Source organism: Mesorhizobium terrae (assembly GCF_008727715.1).
Classification (GTDB): domain Bacteria; phylum Pseudomonadota; class Alphaproteobacteria; order Rhizobiales; family Rhizobiaceae; genus Mesorhizobium; species Mesorhizobium terrae.
In genome coordinates, this window is sequence record NZ_CP044217.1 from 21636 (window position 1) to 40756 (window position 19121).

19 protein-coding genes and 2 pseudogenes are annotated in these 19121 nt (G+C 62.7%); 12 read left to right on the forward strand and 9 right to left on the reverse strand.

Going from position 1 to position 19121, the window contains the following annotated elements:
* Positions 1 to 5: 5 nt before the first annotated feature.
* Positions 6 to 506, reverse strand: coding sequence for a TspO/MBR family protein (locus FZF13_RS00125; protein ID WP_065996802.1), 501 nt, complete (start codon positions 504 to 506; stop codon positions 6 to 8).
* On the opposite strand from FZF13_RS00125, the gene FZF13_RS00130 reads away from it, so the two are divergent.
* From FZF13_RS00130 to FZF13_RS00150, 5 genes and pseudogenes are all read left to right on the forward strand, one after another.
* Positions 505 to 762 carry a hypothetical protein gene (locus tag FZF13_RS00130; RefSeq protein ID WP_139116431.1) on the forward strand — a complete coding sequence of 86 codons (258 nt, stop codon included), beginning with the start codon at positions 505 to 507 and terminating at the stop codon, positions 760 to 762. The genes FZF13_RS00125 and FZF13_RS00130 overlap by 2 nt on opposite strands.
* Before the next feature lie 206 nt (positions 763 to 968).
* Entirely contained in the window at positions 969 to 1268 is a 300-nt protein-coding gene (locus tag FZF13_RS00135) for a DUF982 domain-containing protein (RefSeq protein ID WP_065996801.1), read from the forward strand.
* Positions 1269 to 1354: 86 nt separating this feature from the next.
* Positions 1355 to 2921: pseudogene (istA, locus tag FZF13_RS00140) on the forward strand (IS21 family transposase).
* Entirely contained in the window at positions 2854 to 3558 is a 705-nt protein-coding gene (gene istB / locus FZF13_RS00145) for an IS21-like element helper ATPase IstB (RefSeq protein WP_065996799.1), read from the forward strand. Before istA ends, istB begins: the two are co-directional and overlap by 68 nt.
* A 33-nt stretch (positions 3559 to 3591) precedes the next feature.
* Complete coding sequence (locus FZF13_RS00150; protein ID WP_083237629.1) at positions 3592 to 4548, forward strand: IS5 family transposase; 957 nt, start codon at positions 3592 to 3594, stop codon at positions 4546 to 4548.
* Positions 4549 to 5271: 723 nt separating this feature from the next.
* Here the strand turns inward: FZF13_RS00150 and FZF13_RS00155 are convergent.
* Together FZF13_RS00155 and FZF13_RS00160 are read right to left on the reverse strand one after the other, a co-directional pair.
* Positions 5272 to 5778 carry an Hsp20/alpha crystallin family protein gene (locus FZF13_RS00155; protein ID WP_065996798.1) on the reverse strand — a complete coding sequence of 169 codons (507 nt, stop codon included), beginning with the start codon at positions 5776 to 5778 and terminating at the stop codon, positions 5272 to 5274.
* A gap of 88 nt (positions 5779 to 5866) precedes the next feature.
* Complete coding sequence (locus tag FZF13_RS00160; protein WP_065996797.1) at positions 5867 to 6367, reverse strand: Hsp20 family protein; 501 nt, start codon at positions 6365 to 6367, stop codon at positions 5867 to 5869.
* A gap of 228 nt (positions 6368 to 6595) precedes the next feature.
* On the opposite strand from FZF13_RS00160, the gene FZF13_RS00165 reads away from it, so the two are divergent.
* On the forward strand, positions 6596 to 6811 hold the full coding sequence (locus FZF13_RS00165; protein ID WP_065996796.1) for a hypothetical protein: 216 nt from the start codon (positions 6596 to 6598) through the stop codon (positions 6809 to 6811).
* A 125-nt stretch (positions 6812 to 6936) separates the two neighbouring features.
* Positions 6937 to 7257 carry a DUF982 domain-containing protein gene (locus FZF13_RS00170; RefSeq protein WP_083237628.1) on the forward strand — a complete coding sequence of 107 codons (321 nt, stop codon included), beginning with the start codon at positions 6937 to 6939 and terminating at the stop codon, positions 7255 to 7257.
* Here FZF13_RS00170 and FZF13_RS00175 read toward each other — a convergent pair.
* Positions 7241 to 7519: an usg protein gene (locus FZF13_RS00175; protein WP_065996795.1), complete on the reverse strand. Its 279-nt coding sequence runs from the start codon at positions 7517 to 7519 to the stop codon at positions 7241 to 7243. The two genes, FZF13_RS00170 and FZF13_RS00175, sit on opposite strands and share 17 nt — an antisense overlap.
* Before the next feature lie 24 nt (positions 7520 to 7543).
* Positions 7544 to 7885, reverse strand: coding sequence for a hypothetical protein (locus FZF13_RS00180; protein ID WP_065996794.1), 342 nt, complete (start codon positions 7883 to 7885; stop codon positions 7544 to 7546).
* A gap of 336 nt (positions 7886 to 8221) precedes the next feature.
* On the opposite strand from FZF13_RS00180, the gene FZF13_RS00185 reads away from it, so the two are divergent.
* From FZF13_RS00185 to FZF13_RS00200, 4 genes are all read left to right on the forward strand, one after another.
* Positions 8222 to 8536, forward strand: a complete 315-nt coding sequence (locus tag FZF13_RS00185; protein WP_065996793.1) for a co-chaperone GroES — start codon at positions 8222 to 8224, stop codon at positions 8534 to 8536.
* A 58-nt stretch (positions 8537 to 8594) separates the two neighbouring features.
* Entirely contained in the window at positions 8595 to 10223 is a 1629-nt protein-coding gene (gene groL, locus FZF13_RS00190; RefSeq protein ID WP_065996792.1) for a chaperonin GroEL, read from the forward strand.
* A gap of 68 nt (positions 10224 to 10291) precedes the next feature.
* Positions 10292 to 10516, forward strand: coding sequence for a hypothetical protein (locus FZF13_RS00195; protein ID WP_065996791.1), 225 nt, complete (start codon positions 10292 to 10294; stop codon positions 10514 to 10516).
* 136 nt (positions 10517 to 10652) lie between these two features.
* Positions 10653 to 10868, forward strand: coding sequence for a hypothetical protein (locus FZF13_RS00200; RefSeq protein ID WP_065996790.1), 216 nt, complete (start codon positions 10653 to 10655; stop codon positions 10866 to 10868).
* 105 nt (positions 10869 to 10973) lie between these two features.
* Here the strand turns inward: FZF13_RS00200 and FZF13_RS00205 are convergent, their stop codons facing one another.
* Entirely contained in the window at positions 10974 to 11258 is a 285-nt protein-coding gene (locus FZF13_RS00205; protein ID WP_065996789.1) for a DUF982 domain-containing protein, read from the reverse strand.
* Positions 11259 to 11278: 20 nt separating this feature from the next.
* Entirely contained in the window at positions 11279 to 11584 is a 306-nt protein-coding gene (locus FZF13_RS00210) for a DUF982 domain-containing protein (RefSeq protein WP_065996788.1), read from the reverse strand.
* Between the two features lie 360 nt (positions 11585 to 11944).
* Here FZF13_RS00210 and FZF13_RS00215 point away from each other — a divergent pair.
* Positions 11945 to 12886 (forward strand): annotated as a pseudogene (locus FZF13_RS00215) (RHE_PE00001 family protein); the annotation flags it as partial.
* Positions 12887 to 13156: 270 nt separating this feature from the next.
* Here the strand turns inward: FZF13_RS00215 and FZF13_RS00220 are convergent.
* The gene (locus FZF13_RS00220) at positions 13157 to 16462 is read right to left on the reverse strand and encodes a UvrD-helicase domain-containing protein (RefSeq protein WP_065996977.1); all 3306 of its coding nucleotides are present in this window, start codon (positions 16460 to 16462) and stop codon (positions 13157 to 13159) included.
* Positions 16459 to 19110, reverse strand: a complete 2652-nt coding sequence (locus tag FZF13_RS00225; protein WP_065996787.1) for a PD-(D/E)XK nuclease family protein — start codon at positions 19108 to 19110, stop codon at positions 16459 to 16461. The genes FZF13_RS00220 and FZF13_RS00225 overlap by 4 nt, the downstream gene beginning before the upstream one ends.
* Between the last annotated feature and the right edge of the window lie 11 nt (positions 19111 to 19121).

Consider the following 19121-nt stretch of genomic DNA (forward strand, 5'->3'; position numbering starts at 1 on the left):
TGCCGCTAGCCGTTCAGGCGCCAGATTTCAAAATTCAGCAGCGATGCGAACGCGACCCACGCCGCGAGCGGCACCAGGCACGCAGCGGCAACGGGATCGAGCCTGCGGAACCGCTCTATCGTTACCAAAATGATCAGGAGCTGCGGTACAATGTTCAGCAGGCCTGCCAGCGGATTGTTCAGGCCGAAAAAAAGCCACGACCACAAGGCGTTGAGTGCGAGCTGAACGAAGAAAAAAGCCAGCGCGATACGGCGCTCGGTGGCCCTGTCAGCAACTTTCAGAATGCGCCAGACCGCATACGCCATCAATCCGTAGAGGGTGGTCCAGACGGGGGCAAAAATCCAGTTCGGCGGGTTGAATGACGGCTTAACGAGCCCCGCATACCATGAGGCAAGATTGGGGTATGTCGCCAACTGACCCAAAAGCGATGCGGCGATTACCGGCAGGACGGCTATCGACGCTCTGAGCCATGCCACTGATCGATTTACGTTTTGTTGAGTGTCCATGAACGTGCCCGACCAAAGTGTTTTTACCCAAACCAAGTGCAATCTGCATTTAGTCCGGGCACGCCTACTTCACGAAGATATTTACGTGTTAAAGGCAGGCTTGGATCAGAAAAGCTTGCCGTTGATTTGTGAACGCGGTGAAGAAAAGTATCGCCCCTTCGAAATCCCATGCCATTCAGCCCGGCCTCAAGCCGCACTCGCAGCGCTCGGAAACCGCTTCAACCATGTAGCCACCGCATCACTATGCCTGATCTGAAATTCGCAAAGCCGACTCCAGCCTTACACTGATCCGATCGGATCACCAGAGGCCGTTTCGTAGGGGGTTGAAGAGCCGAGGTTCACATGATTCCACGGAGTTGCGAGATTCGGCATGAGCATCACGGTGAAGTAAACGCTTAACGGTTTGCCCAAAAACGAAGCTTCAGCGGAACAAGTAAAGCCTGACGGAGTTGGAGGAGCGCGATGAGCAGTTTGCATTCCTTCGATTGCGTGCGGGTGTTGTCGCCACCTACTCAGATCGTTTATGAGGTCGCCTCTGTCGAGGACGCGATGCTCTTCCTGTACGAGTGGCCGGTCAGTCGACGGGGGGACGATTATCGAACCGCAATGAATTGCTGCTCGGCTGCGATCGCTGAGCAAGTGTCGATAGAAGAGGCTCGCCTCGCATTTGTCGGTTTTGCGCGTATTTCAGGGAGCCTGGTTACAGATTCTGCGAACGGCGATGAGCAAACTGTGAATCGGCATGCAAAATTGACCCCCTAAGCCGGGGAATCGGCGTCCAATTTTGACCCCCCCTGATGCTTTGATTTGAGACCATCAGCTCGTCGTGGCGAGCGGATGGTGTGGGGATGAAGTCGGTGGATACGATTGCCCGGGTTCGGCGCGCCTTCCATGTGCAGGGATGGTCGCTCAAGCGGATTTGCCGCGAGTTGCATGTGTCGCGGAACACCGTCCGCAAGATTCTCAGATCCAATGAGACATCGTTCTCCTACGAACGCGAGCGGCAGCCCAAGCCGAAGATCGGTCCGTGGCAGGATCAGCTTGACGGGTTTTTGAATGGCAACCGTGGCAAGGCGGCGCGCGAGCAATTGACACTGATCCGGATTTACGAAGAGCTTTGCAGTCTCGGTTACGAGGGTGGCTATGACGCCGTCCGCCGCTACGCGAAGAGCTGGGCAAAGGCGCAGGGGTCGGCGACGGCGGACGCCTATGTGCCGCTGTTCTTCGCGCCGGGCGAGGCCTACCAGTTCGACTGGAGCCACGAGATCGTCCTGATCAACGGCGTGACGGTGACCGTGAAGGTCGCCCATGTCCGGCTCTGCCACAGCCGCATGATGTTCGTCAGGGCCTATCCGCGCGAGACGCAGGAGATGGTGTTCGACGCCCATGACAGGGCCTTTGCCTTCTTCGGCGGCGCCTGCACGCGCGGCATCTACGACAACATGAAGACGGCGGTGGAAACGATCTTTGTTGGCAAGGACCGCCAATACAATCGCCGCCTTCTGCAGATGTGCAGTCATTATCTGGTGCAGCCGGTCGCCTGCACGCCAGCGTCCGGCTGGGAGAAGGGTCAGGTCGAGAACCAGGTCGGGCTGGTGCGCGAGCGCTTCTTCACGCCCAGGCTGCGCTTCAAGACCTATGAGGAGCTGAACGCCTGGCTGCAGGACAAGTGCGTCGCCTATGCCAAGGCGCACCGTCACGTCGAGCAATCGGAACGAACGATCTGGAACGTGTTCGAGGAAGAGCGCGGCAAGCTGGTCGAGTATCGCGGCCCCTTCGACGGATTCCACACGGTGCCGGCCTCGGTGTCGAAGACCTGCACGGTTCGCTTCGACACCAACAAATACTCGGTGCTGTCGACGGCGGTCGGCCGCCCGGTCGAGATCCATGCCTATGCCGACAGGATCGTCATTCGCCAGGACGGCGTAGTCGTCGCCGAGCATGCCCGCTCCTTCGGGCGCAGCGAGACGATCTACGATCCCTGGCATTACGTCCCTGTGCTTGCCCGCAAGCCCGGTGCACTGCGCAACGGCGCGCCATTCCGGGACTGGGCTCTGCCACCAGCGATGGAGCGTATCCGACGCCGATTAAAAGCGGCGCATGACGGCGATCGGCAGATGGTGTCGATCCTGGCCACGGTGTTGACCGACGGCATCGATGCCGTGGAGGCTGCCTGCCAGGAAGCGCTCGATCAGAATGTCTGCTCATCCGCCGTCATCATCAACATCCTGGCGCGGCGGCGTGATCCGGCGCCGGCCGTGACCATCCTCACCCCGGACGCACTTCGCCTGCAGCATGAGCCGCAGGCCGACTGCGCCCGCTACGACAGCCTCAGGAGGGCAAGCTGATGGAACGCACCCAGGTTCTGGAACTGATGGGAACGCTGAAGCTCTATGGCATGCGCGGCGCCTATGACGAGGTCATGGCGACAGGCATCAAGCGCCAGCACGAGCCGCCGAGGATCGTCGGCGATCTGCTGTCGGCCGAGATCGCCGAGAAGCAGGCGCGCTCCATCAAATACCAGCTCACCGTCGCCAAGCTGCCGATCGCAAAGGATATCGATGAGTTCGACTTCGACGGTACGCCTGTCAACGAGGTGCTGGTCCGGGACCTTGCCAACGGCACCTTCGTCGCCGACCAGCGCAACGCCGTGCTTATCGGCGGCACCGGAACCGGCAAGTCGCATCTGGCAATCGCCATTGCCCGCGCCCTGATCCGCAACGGTTCACGTGGCCGCTTCTTCAACGTCGTCGATCTCGTCAACCGGCTCGAGACCGAGCACCGCGGCGGCAAGCAGGGCCGTATCGCCGACTACCTCACCCGGCTCGACTTCGTCGTGCTCGATGAACTCGGCTATCTGCCCTTTGCCCAGGCCGGCGGGCAATTGCTCTTCCACCTGATCAGCAGGCTCTATGAACGGACCTCGATCATCGTCACCACCAACCTGGCGTTCGGAGAATGGCCCGCCGTCTTCGGCGACGCCAAGATGACGACAGCGCTGCTCGACCGTCTCACCCATCATTGGGCCTGTTGCGTAATTGTCTGGTTGTGATTCTCTGCAGTGGAAGCACGGAGAGGGATCGCAATGGCGTTGAAGCAGACGGGCCAGTTGAGCTTGGCGGAAGCGTTTCTGGGTCGGAAGCTTTCTGATGGCACCTCGCCGCTCGACCGGCTGACGGGTCTGGTGAAGTGGTACCGCTTCGAGAAGCTGCTTGCCCGGCTGCGCGATAGCGGGCCGGGACGTGCGGCCTGGCCGCCGCTGGTTCTGTTCAAAGCGTTGCTGCTGCAATCGCTCTATGGGCTGTCGGATCGCGAGTTGGAGGAGGCGCTCGGCGACCGGTTGTCATTTCGGCGCTTTGTCGGACTTGGCCTTGAGGAGACTGTTCCCGACCACACGGTTCTGTCGCGTTTTCGCACCCTGCTTGTGGGCGCAGGGCTGCTGGAGACGCTGTTTGGCGAACTGGACCGGCAACTGGAGAAGGCCGGAGTGATCCTGAAGCGCGGCACGATGCTGGATGCCACGCTGATCGATGCAGTCTCGACGCCGCCGACAGCCGAGCGGCCGTCGCGGGATGCGGACGCCCGCGTCACCGCACGCAAGGGCAAGAGCGGCCTCACCTTCGGCTACAAGGCTCATGTCGGGGTGGATGAGGGCTCCGGCCTGATCCGCACGGTGATCACCACACCGGCCAACGTCAACGATACGGTCGTGGCCGATCGCCTGGTGCGCGGCGACGAGAAGACGGTTTGGGCGGATGCCGCCTATGATACGCACACACGCCGTGCCCGGCTCAAGGCTGAGGGCAAGACGGTGCGCATTGCACGCCGCCCCAACAAGCACCATCCCTTGTCCGAACGGCTCAAGCGTTATAATCGCCTGATCGCGAGACGGCGCTCGGCGGTGGAGACCACCTTCGCCACGCTTAAGAACCGCATGAAGCTGACCACGATCCGTTACGTCGGGCTGGCCAAGGCCGCAGCGCAAGTGACGATGGCGGCGATCGCCTTCAACATGCGCCGGTGGGCCACCATCACGCGATAGGTGCGCCCAGAATCTGGCCAAAGGCACACCGCCACCATCAAACTCCACCCCAAAAGCCAAAATGAGCCAGACCTCACGGCCAAACCGCTCAACCAGCATGTTCTCCTTAACTGCGCAACAGGCCCATCATTGCGAGATCATCGAGACCGGAAACGAATCCTGGCGCTTCAAGAACCGCGCCTGATCACCTCATCAAGCTGCCAGGCGCCATCCGCGTTCGCCCGGGCTGCGCAACCCTGACCAGCTCCGCCCGGGCGAACCCTGACCGCCGCGCACTACATAAGGGGGTCAAAATTGGGCGCCGATCGAGGGTCAGTTTTGGAAGCCGTTTGACAGGCGAAATCCGCTGCGGTGACGGGCGGCCTGCGCGATCTTCGCCGCCTTGGCGGTCTCCGTCGGATCGTTGACCAGGACCGCGCCGGGAAAGCCCTCGCGGATATGCGAGGTGCAGCCGAAGTGTTGCGACTGGTGATCGACGATTCGGCAGATATTGCCGAGGATCGCGGTCTTCTTGCGTGGTGGAAGCCCATCGAAAAGCGCAGGATCGCATTGCCGGCAAGGAACGCGCCAATGGTAACCACGGCGCGGTTCGCCGGCGCGAGTTGCGCGATACGATCGTCTGGATCCCCGTCACGGTGGAGGAGCCGGCCACCAATTCTCTGAGATTTTGAGAAGTTGATAGCCTGGGAAGCGACGGCGGCCGCTTCCCAGGCTATCTAGGCGTCAGCTTTTGATTGCAATACGTTTCGCCTGCGACTGGGCTTTCGCCGTTTTCGGCAAGGTCACGGACAGGACGCCGTTCTTGAAGCGGGCGTCGACACTGTCTTCCTCGATCTCGTAGCCGAGGGGGATACGACGCTCGAAGCGGCCGTAGGTGCGTTCCGAGAACTGCCGGTCCTTGTCCTCAGTCTCCGAGCGCTTCTCGCCCCGCAGCGTCAGCACACCGTTATCGAGCATGATCTCGATGTCCTTCTCGTCCATGCCGGGCACTTCAGCCGTCACCTTGATCTCTTTGTCATTGTCGGAGATCTCGACGCTCGGCCAGTTCCCGCCGAAGGCGGATGCCCTGCCGACGGACGGCAGGGCGCCGTCGAAGCCGCGGAAAACGTCGTCGAACAGCCGGTTCACTTCGCGGTGCAGCGACAGGAACGGATCACGCTCGCTGTCGCGGAACAGGCTCGGGACGCGACTCTCCTCGCGTCCCCAAGGAATAAGATCGCGTACGCTCATCGTCATTCTCCTTTCGTCAGTCTCGCTATCATCTTTGACAAATCCGTCCGCCGCCGGACGTCCGGCGCCAGACTTCATCCGCATTGCCTCAGGCGGCTTGCTTGTCAGCGATCTGCTTGCCCACGGCCTTGGCAGTCCCAGCCTCGATACGGGACCCGGCTTTGCCGCTGCTGCTGCCGATCTCGATCTTGCGCGGCTTCATCTCCTCGGGAATCTGGCGCTGGAGATTGATCGTCAGCAGGCCGTTGACGAGACCAGCTCCGGTCACCTTCACATGATCGGCAAGCTCGAAGCGGCGCTCGAACGGCCGCCCGGCAATGCCGCGATGCAGATAGTCGCCGTTGTCTTCCGTCGTTCTCTCGCCGGAGACGACAAGCATGTTGGGCTCGTGTACGATGCTTAGCTCTTCCTGGCCGAAGCCAGCCACCGCCATGGTGATGCGGTAGGCGTCTTCGCCTGTCCTGGCGATGTCGTAGGGCGGCCAGTTGTCGACGCTCGGCGTCCGGCTCGCGTTCTCCAGCAGGTCGAAAACACGATCGAAGCCGATGCTCGACCGATAAAGCGGGGAAAAATCGAATGCGGTTCTCATAGCCATATCCTCCATTGCTGAGCAACATGGGTACGAGGAGCGCCAAGGATGAGCGCTCCTTGACCTTGCCGACCCTAAAAGGGCGCCGGCGGATTCGATCTGGGAATTCGCTTTCCGCGCGTCAAGAGGTCGATCGCGGAACGTCCTTCGCCGACGCGCATTGTCTTGCCGTCGCCGGCGTGAATCTTCCGGTCAGCACCTTCCACATCAATGCGCAGGAGAGCGACCATGTCCATGACGCGGGAAGAGATCGTATCGGTCCTTGGGCCGACGGACGAAACGCTCGTCGCCGACATCCTGTCCACCGGCGCTTCCTTCGAGGAGCTGCGGGAAGCCTGGGCCTGGCTCAACGGCGACGAGGCGCTGATGGGCGAGGGGCGGCCGCTGCCTGGAACGCGCGTCGCAGAACTGATCGATCTGCTGGATGCCGACGAGGACGATTGAGCGTTCCGGTGCCAGCGTAGACGGTCTTGATGTTCCGCGCTGCGTCCCCATCTCAACCATAGATGCGCGTAGACGACGCCATCCGATTGCTTGCTCGCAAAAGACGTCCAAAAAAGGAGGAAGTGATGAACGACGTTCGGTTTCCCGAACCTGTTACCCTCAAGTTTCCCAACGCTTCACGCAATGTCGCCAGCAGCTTTGAGGCGCTGGAGTGTCTGGACCAGCAGTGGCCCGAATGGGCGCGCGGGCGGAGCTGGCGCGTGGCGGAACGCGCCTGCCGGGATGCGCTAGACGGATGGCGCAGCGCACGCGACGCCCACAAAGCCTTCCTCAAGGCGGCCAAACGGGCTGGATTGGTCCCGGCAGTGCGCGCTTCCCGTAAATCGCGTCCGGCACCGATGATCGACGGCCTGCGACCCGAGATGAGCTTCAGTGGATGGCGATGACGCCGTCGACGGCCCGCCACTCCGACGGCTCAATGAGGCGATGGTGGGCGACGCGCACGGAGTGCAGCGCGCCCTCCAGTTCACGCTCCCAGTAGCCGAGGAAGCCTTTCAGTTCCGGAAAGTGGGGCGCCAGATCGTATTCCTGCCAGACATAGAGCTGAAGCAGGCTCGGATGGTCGGGAAGATGGTAGTGGATCTCGGCCGTGGTGAGGCCGTAGCCTTCCATCTGCAGGCGGAATCCCCTGCTGACCGCAGTGACCATTTGCGTCTCCTCTGCCTCAGGCCTTCATGCATCCAGATGATCGGAAGTGTGCCGTCGATCACCTGTCGAACGTGGTGGCGCAGCCGCCCTGTCGAGCCGGCATAGCGCGTCCATGATCTGGTCGAAGGAGACCGGCTGCTCGGCCCCCGGCGGCCGACGCAGCGCCGGGACGGATTCGACGGCGCAGGCATCGGAGGCCCAGGACGACAGGATCGCCCGCTTCTCCTGAATGTCGAGCGCATCGTCGTTCAGGACGTCGTCGGGATGCCTGAAATGCCTGGCCGGCGACAGCAGCCGGTCAAGCGCAAGGTCGGATGTTTCGGGAACGAGAGAGGGAATAATCGGTGTGGGATTCTGTCGGTCCATCTTGATCCTCCGTCTTTCCAAAAAGCTCCTTTGCACAGGTTTCGACTTCACAGCCTCACCTATGGCGAAGCTTGCGATAATTTTGTTCGACCGGCCGGAAAATTCAAGCGGGAAACGCGCTGCCGCACTCCGATTAGCCGCGTGTTTTCATGGCACTAGCACTTGATCGGTGCGAGTGACAAAAATTTTTGCGAAGCCTCTTGAAACCGGAAATTCGTAAAACTAGCTCGATATGCGCGCGATGCCGAAAGGGTCGCGCGAGCCCCGCACCGGTCCAATATTGCTGGTCCGGTGTGGAGGAACTTCAACAATCTGTTTGTCCTGAAGGAGAACGATATGACGTTCCGTCCATTGCACGACCGTATCCTGGTCCGCCGCATCGAAGCCGATGAAAAAACCGCCGGCGGCATCATCATCCCCGACACCGCCAAGGAGAAGCCGCAGGAGGGCGAGGTCATCGCCGTTGGCCCCGGTGCACGCGACGATAGCGGCAAGCTCGTCGAACTCGACGTCAGGGCCGGCGACCGCATTCTGTTCGGCAAATGGTCCGGCACCGAGATCAAGCTGAATGGTGAGGACCTGCTCATCATGAAGGAAAGCGACGTGATGGGCGTGATCGAACAGGCGGCCACGCTGAAGAAAGCCGCCTGATTGGCGCGAACCCGATATCAACCAGTCAACGAAAGCTGCCTATCGAAGGAGTGATCCAATGGCTGCCAAGGAAGTGAAGTTCCATTCCGACGCGCGCGAGCGCATGCTGCGCGGCGTCGACATTCTCGCCAATGCCGTGAAGGTAACGCTCGGCCCCAAGGGCCGCAACGTCGTCATAGATAAGTCGTTCGGCGCCCCGCGCATCACCAAGGATGGCGTGACGGTGGCGAAGGAAATCGAGCTCGAGGACAAGTTCGAGAACATGGGCGCGCAGATGGTTCGTGAGGTCGCCTCGAAGACCAACGATCTGGCCGGCGACGGCACCACCACCGCGACGGTTCTGGCGCAGGCCATCGTCCGGGAAGGCGCCAAGGCCGTGGCTTCGGGCATGAACCCGATGGACCTGAAGCGCGGTATCGACAAGGCAGTGGACGCCGTAGTGGCCGAACTCAAGGCCAATGCCCGCAAGATCACGAAGAACGACGAGATCGCCCAGGTCGGCACCATTTCCGCCAACGGCGACGCCGAGATCGGCCGCTTCCTTGCGGAAGCCATGCAGAAGGTCGGTAATGAGGGCGTCATCACCGTCGAGGAAGCCAAGACCGCCGAGACCGAGCTGGAAGTCGTCGAAGGCATGCAGTTCGACCGCGGCTATCTCAGCCCGTACTTCATCACCAACCAGGACAAGATGCGGGTCGAACTGGAGGAGCCCTATGTGCTCATCCATGAAAAGAAGCTCGGCAATCTGCAGGCCATGCTTCCTGTGCTCGAAGCCGTGGTGCAATCCGGCAAGCCGCTGCTGATCATTGCCGAGGACGTCGAGGGCGAGGCGCTGGCGACGCTCGTCGTTAACAAGCTGCGCGGCGGCCTCAAGGTCGCGGCCGTCAAGGCGCCGGGCTTCGGCGATCGCCGCAAGGCCATGCTGGAGGACATCGCCATCCTCACCGGCGGCACGGCGATCAGCGAGGATCTCGGCATCAAGCTGGAGAACGTCACGCTGCAGATGCTCGGCCGCGCCAAGAAGGTGGTGATCGAGAAAGAGAACACCACCATCGTCGACGGCGCCGGCCGCAAGGAAGAGATCCAGGGCCGCGTCACGCAGATCAAAGCCCAGATCGAGGAGACCACTTCCGACTACGACCGCGAGAAGCTCCAGGAGCGTCTTGCCAAGCTGGCCGGCGGCGTCGCGGTGATCCGCGTCGGCGGAGCCACGGAAGTCGAGGTCAAGGAGAAGAAGGACCGCGTGGACGACGCGCTGCATGCCACCCGTGCGGCGATCGAGGAAGGCATCCTGCCCGGCGGCGGTGTCGCGCTGCTCAGGGCGGTCAAGGCACTCGACACGTTGGCGGCCGACAACGCCGACCAGAAATACGGCATCGACATCGTGCGCCGCGCCATAGAGGCGCCTGCCCGCCAGATCGCCGAGAACGCCGGCGCGGAAGGCTCGATCATCGTCGGCAAGCTGCGGGAGAAGACCGACTTCGCCTGGGGTTGGAATGCCCAGACGGGCGAATATGGCGATCTCTACAGGCAGGGCGTGATCGATCCGGCCAAGGTCGTGCGCACCGCGCTGCAGGACGCCGCTTCGGTCGCCGGCCTTCTGGTGACCACCGAGGCGATGGTGGCCGAGAAGCCGAAGAAGGAAGCCGCCCCCGCCATGCCCGCCGGCGCCGGCATGGACTTCTGAGGCACTGATCACATGGCCCGCTCCCGTCACCGGGGGCGGGCATTTCGCAGATAACTCCGGGGGATGCTATGAACAAGATGACCGACATCGGATCCGTTCCAACGCCGACCCGTTCGCCGAGCGAGTTCCTCGCCTATGAAACGGAGTGCCGCAGCGCATTGAAGCCGCTGCTGACGGGCCTGCTGGACATGGCCGTGTCCGCCGGCTGGAACCGGCGCACCGCCGCGTCGGCGCTGATGTATCTGGCGGCGCAGCAGGTGTCGGCGGCATCGGAAACGTCCATGATCGGGTGAAGCTGAAGGCCAGTTCTCGCCGACTACCGGTGGAACCGCAGTCCCCGGCGGGCGGGCGTAAACACCCTTTTGGTTTTCAACAGGGCATTGACGCGATATAGTCCCGGCGAGTGGGGGCCAATCGAGGGCCGGACCGATGCAGGAATACCTGGATCATAAACTCGAATGCCCCTATTGCGGGACGATCCGGCTGCGCATTCCCGCCGACGCCACCGAGTCCACCGAAATCAGATGTGATGACTGTGGCAAACCTCTGGGCACCTGGGGCGAGTTGCAGGACGATTTTGTAAAGCAAGGCGGCCACGACGGCGTTTTCCGGCTGTCGAGAGGCAGGATCAAACGGATCGAGTGAAAAGGCCGCGCGTTCCAATATCACGCTGCGCATCTTTACGCATGCTCGTTCCGAGAAACGGAGAGCGGCGACACCATGGTCGCCGCCCCGAAATTGCGCTGCGGATCAGGCGTGCAACCATTGTCCGGAGTCCATCACCGGCGGCATCGTCCCGTCCTCGGCCAGGATGTCCTTCTTCCTGGCGAACCGGACCAGGATCCCGCGCGCTGTCTCGGCGTCGATTTCGCCAGCCAATGCGGCTTTGCAGGCGCGGATCGCCGCCCTTTGCTCCGGACTGTTTCCACACCAGTCCACGACGAACTGGTAAGCGTCCACGACCGAGTTCAGTTGGCGCGGAAAGCCGAGCCCGACCCACACGCGGACAGGCTTTTCGAAGGGTTGAGAAAGCATCGTATCCTCCCTTCGTCGCGTCAGGCGGCAACGCCGCCGGTCTCGCCGGCTTTCGGCCCGGTCATCCAGGGCATCGCCACGGATACATCCTCGAGGATTTTCGCCGAACGGGCGAAGCCGGCGAACGCGTCGCGCGCCGCCCTCAGCGGCACAAGGCCGTCGAACGCGCGGTGGCACGCCCGCGTCGCCGTCTCGTAGATCACGCCACGGCGGTGCCTGGGCCATTCGTGGAGAAAGTCGCAGGCATCCTCGAGACAGGCGATCTCCTGGACGAGACCTTCCGCGGCTCTCACGAATACGGGACTTTCGAATGTTCTCTCGCTCATTGAAACCTCCAATGGTTGAACGATTTCAGCTGTTTGAGGATGGCCGCCCCGCAATCGGCAGCGGCCATGAGAAATATGTGAAGGCCGACTTCCAGCGTCAAGGCTCATGAAGTTGCGAATATACTGAGACGCCAAACCGAACGGCCGGTGTCCCTCCGCCGCCTTGAAAACTGCTAGTTTGCTCTCCACCCCATTGCGGACGCCGGCTTCGCATACCTCCAACTTGTGAGCGGGCCGCACAGTGAACGAAAATTGAAATCGTTAGATGAAAATCACGCCCTTGTTGGCGCGCAAACACTTGCGAAAGCAGGCTTTCTTCCGATTGAAATCGGGAAGTGAAAGCGACACGAGGGCAAGCTCGTCCACCTCGAGGACCTCGTCTTTCGCGACGCCGAGATGGATCAGCGGACGCCCACCCACGAACTGACCCGCGCCCACGCCATCGTGCGCAACCGGCGACGGATATTGTCTCGGGGCCGCGACTGGGCTCTGGGCAGCGAGGGGCTGCGCGAGCTGTCCGGCCGAAACGGCGCGTCGGCGACGGCTCCGGAAGGCGAGTGGGAAGGGGAGGGGGAGGCGACGACCGATCCTGCGGATCCATGGGATGAGCCTGAGGCGGATCGATTGGCCGAGGAGTTCGCTGAGATTGACGCGGTCTTGGCGCGATCGACCCGGCTGCTCGCCGGCGAAGCCATTTCACCGAAGGCGGCGCCGCAAGGAGACGCGCGCCTTGCCGTCCTCTACGATCTTGACTGGGACGAGGATGCCCGCCTCTCAGAATGGCGACAGACCCTCGATCGCACGTTGGCGTTTCCCACAGTGCTGCGCGCGGCTATTGCGCTCGACGCCTGGGCCGACATCGAGGTGTTGCAGCGCGGCGACTGGATCGGCGGATTGCTGGTCGCAGCCCTTCTGCGGCAGGAGGGCGTCACCGCCAACCATCTCGCCTGCCTGCATCTGGGCGCCCAGAAGATTCCGCGCGAGCGCCGGCGGTCCCGCGCCCGCATGGAGCGGGTTGTCGCCCATATCGACACCATCCGCGAGACGGCCGTCGCCGGACTGAAGGAGCACGATCGCCTGGTGCTCGCCAGCGAGCGGATGGAGCGTCACCTTCGCGGTCGTCGCGCCAACTCGAAGCTACCCGCGCTGATGGATCTTGTGCTGTCCCGACCGATTGTTTCCACCAACATGGTCCAGGCGGCGTTGAAAGTATCGAGACAGGGCGCACTCGATCTGATCAGCGTGCTCGGTTTGCGCGAGTTGACGGGCAGGGGAAGTTACCGCGCATGGGGGATCGTTTAGCTGGGAAGGCCCTTTGGCCGTGTCGATTCCGGCGTGCCCTTCGGCGCACGTGGCTTCATGAAACTTCCTGCATGCGCCGCCAGATTCCACTCGGTCCCCAATTGTGGTGCCGAAGGCGTAGCTCGACGTGCAGTTGGAGGTGTTCGTTTGAACTCGCCAAGCTTTCTTGCGCTAGCGGCTCCAATTAGCCCATGCTTCCAGCGACAAGGGCTGGCTCTGAACGTCTATATCCGCTTCGACGCCGGATCAGCGCCGCAATCGACCCTCGATTTAACCGCTGGCGTTCGCTGCGTCCGCGGGCCGGACCCAGACGATCTCATCGTTCGTCAGATAGACAATTGCTCCGCGTTTGGCGCCCGTCGCAGAGAGATAATCGTGCAACTGCTGCACGTGTGCCTCGCGATCCGCAGGCGTGGGATTCACGTCGGATTTCCAATCGATCGCAGCATCGACTTGGTTTTCTATGATCGCCAACGCGTCGGCGCGCCCGGCGATGAGACCGCTCTCGTCGTGTCCCCAGATTGCGATCTCGGGCACGAGGTAGGACCGGAGATCGGCAATCTGTGGCAAGGCAAGCCCGCGAAGCGCGGTTGCGCCCATCTCACGGGGATCCGGGCGCGGTTCGTTGTCGTCGCCACCTGAAATCAGTTGATCGAGTAGTTCACCAGCGCGGGAAACGCTCGCGTCGAGTGCTGCTGCAAGCTCGCCGGTCAGAAACTCTTCCATCAACTTGTGAAGGATGACGCCGCGGCGTGCTCCGGCGCCGACCACCTCGAGATGTTCGATGTGACTCTCCAAGGCCACGGCGCCCTCGATAGGATCGCCAAGCCGGTCGGCGTCATGCTCGCTGGGCCGGCGCCAGGCAATCGGCGGCGCGCTCTCCACGACGGATCGTTGCTCGGCGGCAAAAATGTCCGAAGACTGTCCGTTTGGCTGAGACGCCGGTCCCGCCATTTCGCGCGGAGCAAAGGACGTAAGATCCAACTCGGGAATGTCGTGCTGACGCAGGTCTATGGAGCTGAACCAGGAATCTTTGGACGCCTGGGGAATATGAGGGAGGACCAGGAGGTCCCGTGCCCGTGTGCAGGCGACGTACCAGATCCGCTCGCGTTGATTGCCGTCTTCCAGGTTTTCAACGGCGCGCGCTGCAGCCAATTCCGGCGGCGCGACGCCACCGAGCATCCAGTGCAGGCTGTTGTCGGATTGCCGGTGCACGAACTGGTCCGGCCGGTAGAGTTCGGTCGTGGAATTGACCGGAATGACGACCGGCCACTCCAGACCCTTGGCGCTGTGGATGGTGACGATGTCGATAGCGTCCGCCGCGGCGTCGATGCGTCCTTCCTGCGCCCGGGCCTTACGCTCCCAATCCGACTGGAGATCGCGAATGAATGCGCGTAGGCCAGTGACCGAATAGCTGCGTGCTCGTTCGATCAGAGCGTCCAGGTTGGCGAGAGCGCGGGCATTACGATTGCCATGTCGCGCGGCCATGATCACGCGGATGTTCAGACGTTCGATGGCCTCCGCCAGGATCTGACTCGGCGTCACGATCGAGGCCCGTCGACGAAGTTGTTGCAGCTCGACGAGAATTTGTCTTGCCACTTGATGCTGAATCAGTTCCGGGTCCGTCCGGACGGTGAAAAAACTCTCGCCATCGTCCTTAGCGGCAACAGCCGCAGTGATGTCGAGCAGCTCTTGTTCGCTGAGGCCCACCAGCGGTCCTCGCATCAGCGCGCCAAAGGCCAGCGTGTCGGAGGAATCCGCCAGGACCCGCAAGAGCGCCAGGATATCCTGCGTTTCCTGCCGCCGCATCAGCGTCTGGCCGGCCTGCGAGGATACCGCGAGGCCGCGCTGCTCGAGCGCCCGCTCGTAGCGCCACAGTTCGGTATGACCTGGCGAAAGCAGCGCGATGTCGCCGGCCCGAAGCGGCGTGCATGTCTTGTCCGCGCGTTTTATCGACACGTTGCCGATCAAGGCGACGCAGATGTCGGCAACGCGCTCCGCTTCGGCCTCCCGAAACATCTCCGCGTAGATGCGCCCCTCGGTCGCCACTTCGACCGTGAAGCGGGCCACGCAGGGAAGCGGGTGTGACGCTTCGAACAGCGTGGGTGCTAGCGCGACATATCGGGGCTGCGAGGGCTTGGCAAAGACTGGCTCGAAGCAGGCGTTCACATGCTCGATGATCGGGCTCAGCGATCGGAAGTTGGCGGTGATCTCGAGTACCGCGCCATGATCCTGGCCATCTATCAGGCGGCGACAGAGTTCGTAAGCTTCGATGTCGGCGCCGCGGAAACGGTAGATCGCCTGTTTCGGATCGCCGACAAGGAAGAGCGCTCCGGGCCGCACCTCTGACTCCTCCCATTTTGCGTGCTGAGCTTCGATTGCGGCGATCGAAAACAAGATCTCGTTCTGGATGCCGTCCGTGTCCTGGAATTCGTCAACCAGGATGTAGCGATAGCGCTGACCGATGGCCTGGCGCACCTCCTCGTGGTCCCGTACCAGCGAACGGACGTGTATCAGCAGGTCGTCGAAATCCAGGACGGCGGCCGCGCGCTTGCGTGCCTTGTAGCTTTCGAGCAACTGGTCGAGCGACGTTGACAAGGAGCAGACGAGCGTGCTGGCGATATGACCTATGAGTTCGTTCCAGGCGATGACGACTGTCTCGTATATCGTTTGGCCGTCTCCTGAGCCGACGTCGTTGCGGTGAGCGCCGAAGCCTCGGACCGCATTTTCGTAGGCTTTGAGTTGGAGGCCTTTGCGCTCGAAGAGTCGACTGGTTCCCGGATCGCAAAGCCGCCACAGGGTTCCGAACTCCGCCTTGCTTGCGAGGCAATTCTGATAGCGCTCGGCGAGTCGGCGCAATTCGTGCGCGATGTCGGAAAGCCATTTGTCTGGCTCGATGCTCGCCTGCCACCGGTCGAAATCATCCACCGCCTGGACGAAATCGATGTCAGGCCTCGCCTCGAGCGACGGCGGGATTGGTTGGGCATCGGGGTGCTTGCGCCGAAGGCTCGCGAGTTCCCGAATGAGATCGACGACCTGAAGGGGGATTTCCTCGGCCAGCACCACGATCGGGTCGCCTTCTACTGCGTCTATCGCGAGCCGTCGCGAGAACCAGGCCGACAGCTCGGCCGTGAACAGATTGTCGGCGACCGTCGCATCGACCACACGGGCGCCGGGGTCGAGGCCTGCCTGCACGCCATGGCTGCGGATGATCGCCTGGCAAAATCCATGAATCGTCGTCGCCGTTAGCTCATCCAGGCGAGGAGAGGCAGCGACAAGCGCATCGCGCTGCTGCTCCGAAAGGCCCTGCGGCAGAACGGACTTCAGAAAAGCAGGAACATTGCCCGCCAGCAGCGTGTCGATCGTCTCCCTGATCCGGCGCGCGAGCTCGCTCGCCGCGAGTTCGGTGAAGGTGATTGCCGCGATGTCATCCGGTTGATGGCCGGCAGCGAGCATCATTGCCACGCGACCGGCCATCAGCGAGGTCTTGCCGGTTCCGGCGGCCGCCTCCACCAGCAGGATCGACAAGAAATCGGTCATGGCCCTGCAACGGGCCTGCTGGTCGACAAGCATCATGTCGAGGCGCTCCACAGCCGGTTGAGGGGTTGGTTCGCCACCCGGAACTCGGAGGCCTTGCGGCGCAGATAACTTTCACGATCGGTGGGAAGGGCAAGGCGCATATCGTCATATTCGATGTCCTGCTCCCAACGCGGTGCGATCCGGCCGCTGCGCAGGATCGTCATAGCCGCCGACAGATAGCCCACCGCCTCGCCCACCGCGCCATCGAGCTCGTCACCCTTCAGTTCGAAAGTTATGGGATCGTCGGCGAGATAGACGAGGCGCGCCATGACCGTCCTGACTTCCGGCAGCAGCGCACGTGCCGCGATCGCGTACAGCACGCGCTGCAGTTCCCGTCCCTGGCCCAATGCGATGCGCTGATGCTTTGGCGGCGGCTTGGCGCTCTTGTAATCGGTGATGCGCGCGCCGTCGCCCGTGGCGCGAATATCGAGCCGGTCCATGCGGCCGCCGAACACCAGCCCGGTTTGTCCGATCGGCACAACAACCGCCGTGTCCCACGGTGCCTCTTCCTCCGTGGCATGCAGCTGGCCGAACGGCACCTCCGTCCAGCTGCGCGTATCAGGTCTGACCTGATCGTCGGCGGCAAGGCCGCGGGCGGTGCGACGCGCGGCCTCTCTCACCGTATGGCGCCACAGGATTGGTGGCGGAACGGAACGCTGCAGTGGCCAGGCGTGCAGGATCGCCCTCGAGGCGTCCATGATCGCAGCTTCGATCTCGTCGGCGCTGGCGCGCGCGAACCCCGGCGTCGGCTCGAGCGCGGCGATGGCGCCGCCGATCAGCTCATGCACCAGCTCGCCGAATGAGGCTGCACCAAGCTGCAGCGGGTCGGATTGGAACCGGATAGAGCGCCAGCCCAAGGCGTAACGCCAGACAAATCCAAGCGGATCGCGCAGGAGGCGCTGCAGCGACGTCGTCGACTGGACTCGCGCCAAAGCCCTCTCGATCGCCGGATGATCGGCGCCGGAGAGACCGTCGTGCGGCGTCAATGTCGAAGGCCTTTGCCAGTTGCGCCAGCAAAGCTGGCTCTGGCGAACATGCGCGAGCTGGCCGGCATCGCGCGGCCGCGCCAAGAGCCTGTCCGCTTCGCTGAAAGCATGTCCCGGGATGCGATCGCGCTTATGCACGATCTCGTCCGATGGCCAGAGCGAACTTGGCGACAGGACGCCGCCCTTGGCGTTGCGAAGCGAGCGCGACAGAACGAGTTGTTGACGAGTGTGCGCCTTGATGATCTTGAAATGCTGTCGGTCGCGGTCGGCGACCCCTACGGGATGCAGTCTTCGGCGGTCGAGCAGATGGTGCGGCAGCAGCGGATCGTCGTTTTCCGAACGCGGCCAGGACCGGCTGGTGAGGCCGAGCAGGCGGGTATACGGTCGCGGACATGCAGCCAGTTGCAAGGCGGGGCACCAGACGACGCTATTGGCCGGGTCACGCTGATCGGCGACGCGCAACGCCTGCAAGGACAGGCCGATGGCTTGTGCCGGCGCGCTTCGCAGTGCCTCTTCCCACATTGCCAGGCTGGCCCCGCTCAGCAATCGCTTGCCGGCCTCTCCCGCTATGTCGGCTCCGCGCGCGAGAAGTTCGAGAACGGGAAGCAGGATCTGCTCGCCAAGCTCGCCGCCCCTACGCTGCGGCCTCGCCGCAGCCAGCACTTCGCGCCACTGGTCGAGGCTGCGCAAGCCGGCACCGCGGGGGATCGCAACGAACCAGTCCGAGGGAATCTGGCCCGCGAACGGGTGCACGGGCAAGCGCCGAACCAAGCGCCACACCCGCTCCTGGTTGAGCCCGTTTGCGAGAATGTCGGCCAGTGCGGCACAGGCCTGGCCCTCCGGCGTGCTCAAGGCGGGCACGCCGTGAGAGAAATGTAACGGCAATCCGGCGCTTCGCGCATAGGCCAGGAAATGATCGTCCCAGTCCTGCGTCGACGTCGCGGCAATGGCGATGTCCTTTGCATGTACCTCGCCTGAGGCGAGCAACTGGCGTGTCCAGCGCAACGCCTCGATGACCTCCGACTTGGGGTCCGCGCTCGCTTCGACGGTTGTTCGGGCCGGAGTAGTCGCGGGCTTCTTCCGGATCGACCCTCTGAACCATGTTTGCTCGACCGGGGTCGGCAACTCCCAGGTGAAATCGGTGACGCGTGCGAGCTCGTTGACAAGCGGTTGCCAAAGAGGATCGACGTCCCCCAGACCCGACAGCGTCACTGAACCCAGCAGTCGGTGCGCGAGATCAATGCGCTTGCCGGCGGAGTCCCGTAGATCGCGTGGCAACATGTGCGCGGGTGGAATGTGATCACGGATGTAGTTCTCGATGCGATGAAGATCACCGAACCGCGGCGCCTCGTCCGCCAATGAGGATAGATCGAGATCTGCCCGCCAGGCGCAATCCAATGCATGGAGAACGGCGCGTGGCATCCCCGGCAAGCCGGCTACGGGTCCAATGTCGCCAAAACTCTGGGACGCGAGCGCGGCCTGGATCGCCGGGTAGAGCACGTCGGTGCCAGCCGGCGTGGCGAAACCTCCGACCAAGCGTGCCGCCAGCAGGGGCAGGGTGACGATCTCTCGACCGATCGCTCCTTCCCGCGCCGCAGCGGCGCGGGCGCTACGCAACGCCAGCATGCCGTCGACGACGTGGGTAGAGCGAATGGGCATCGGGCTTCCGT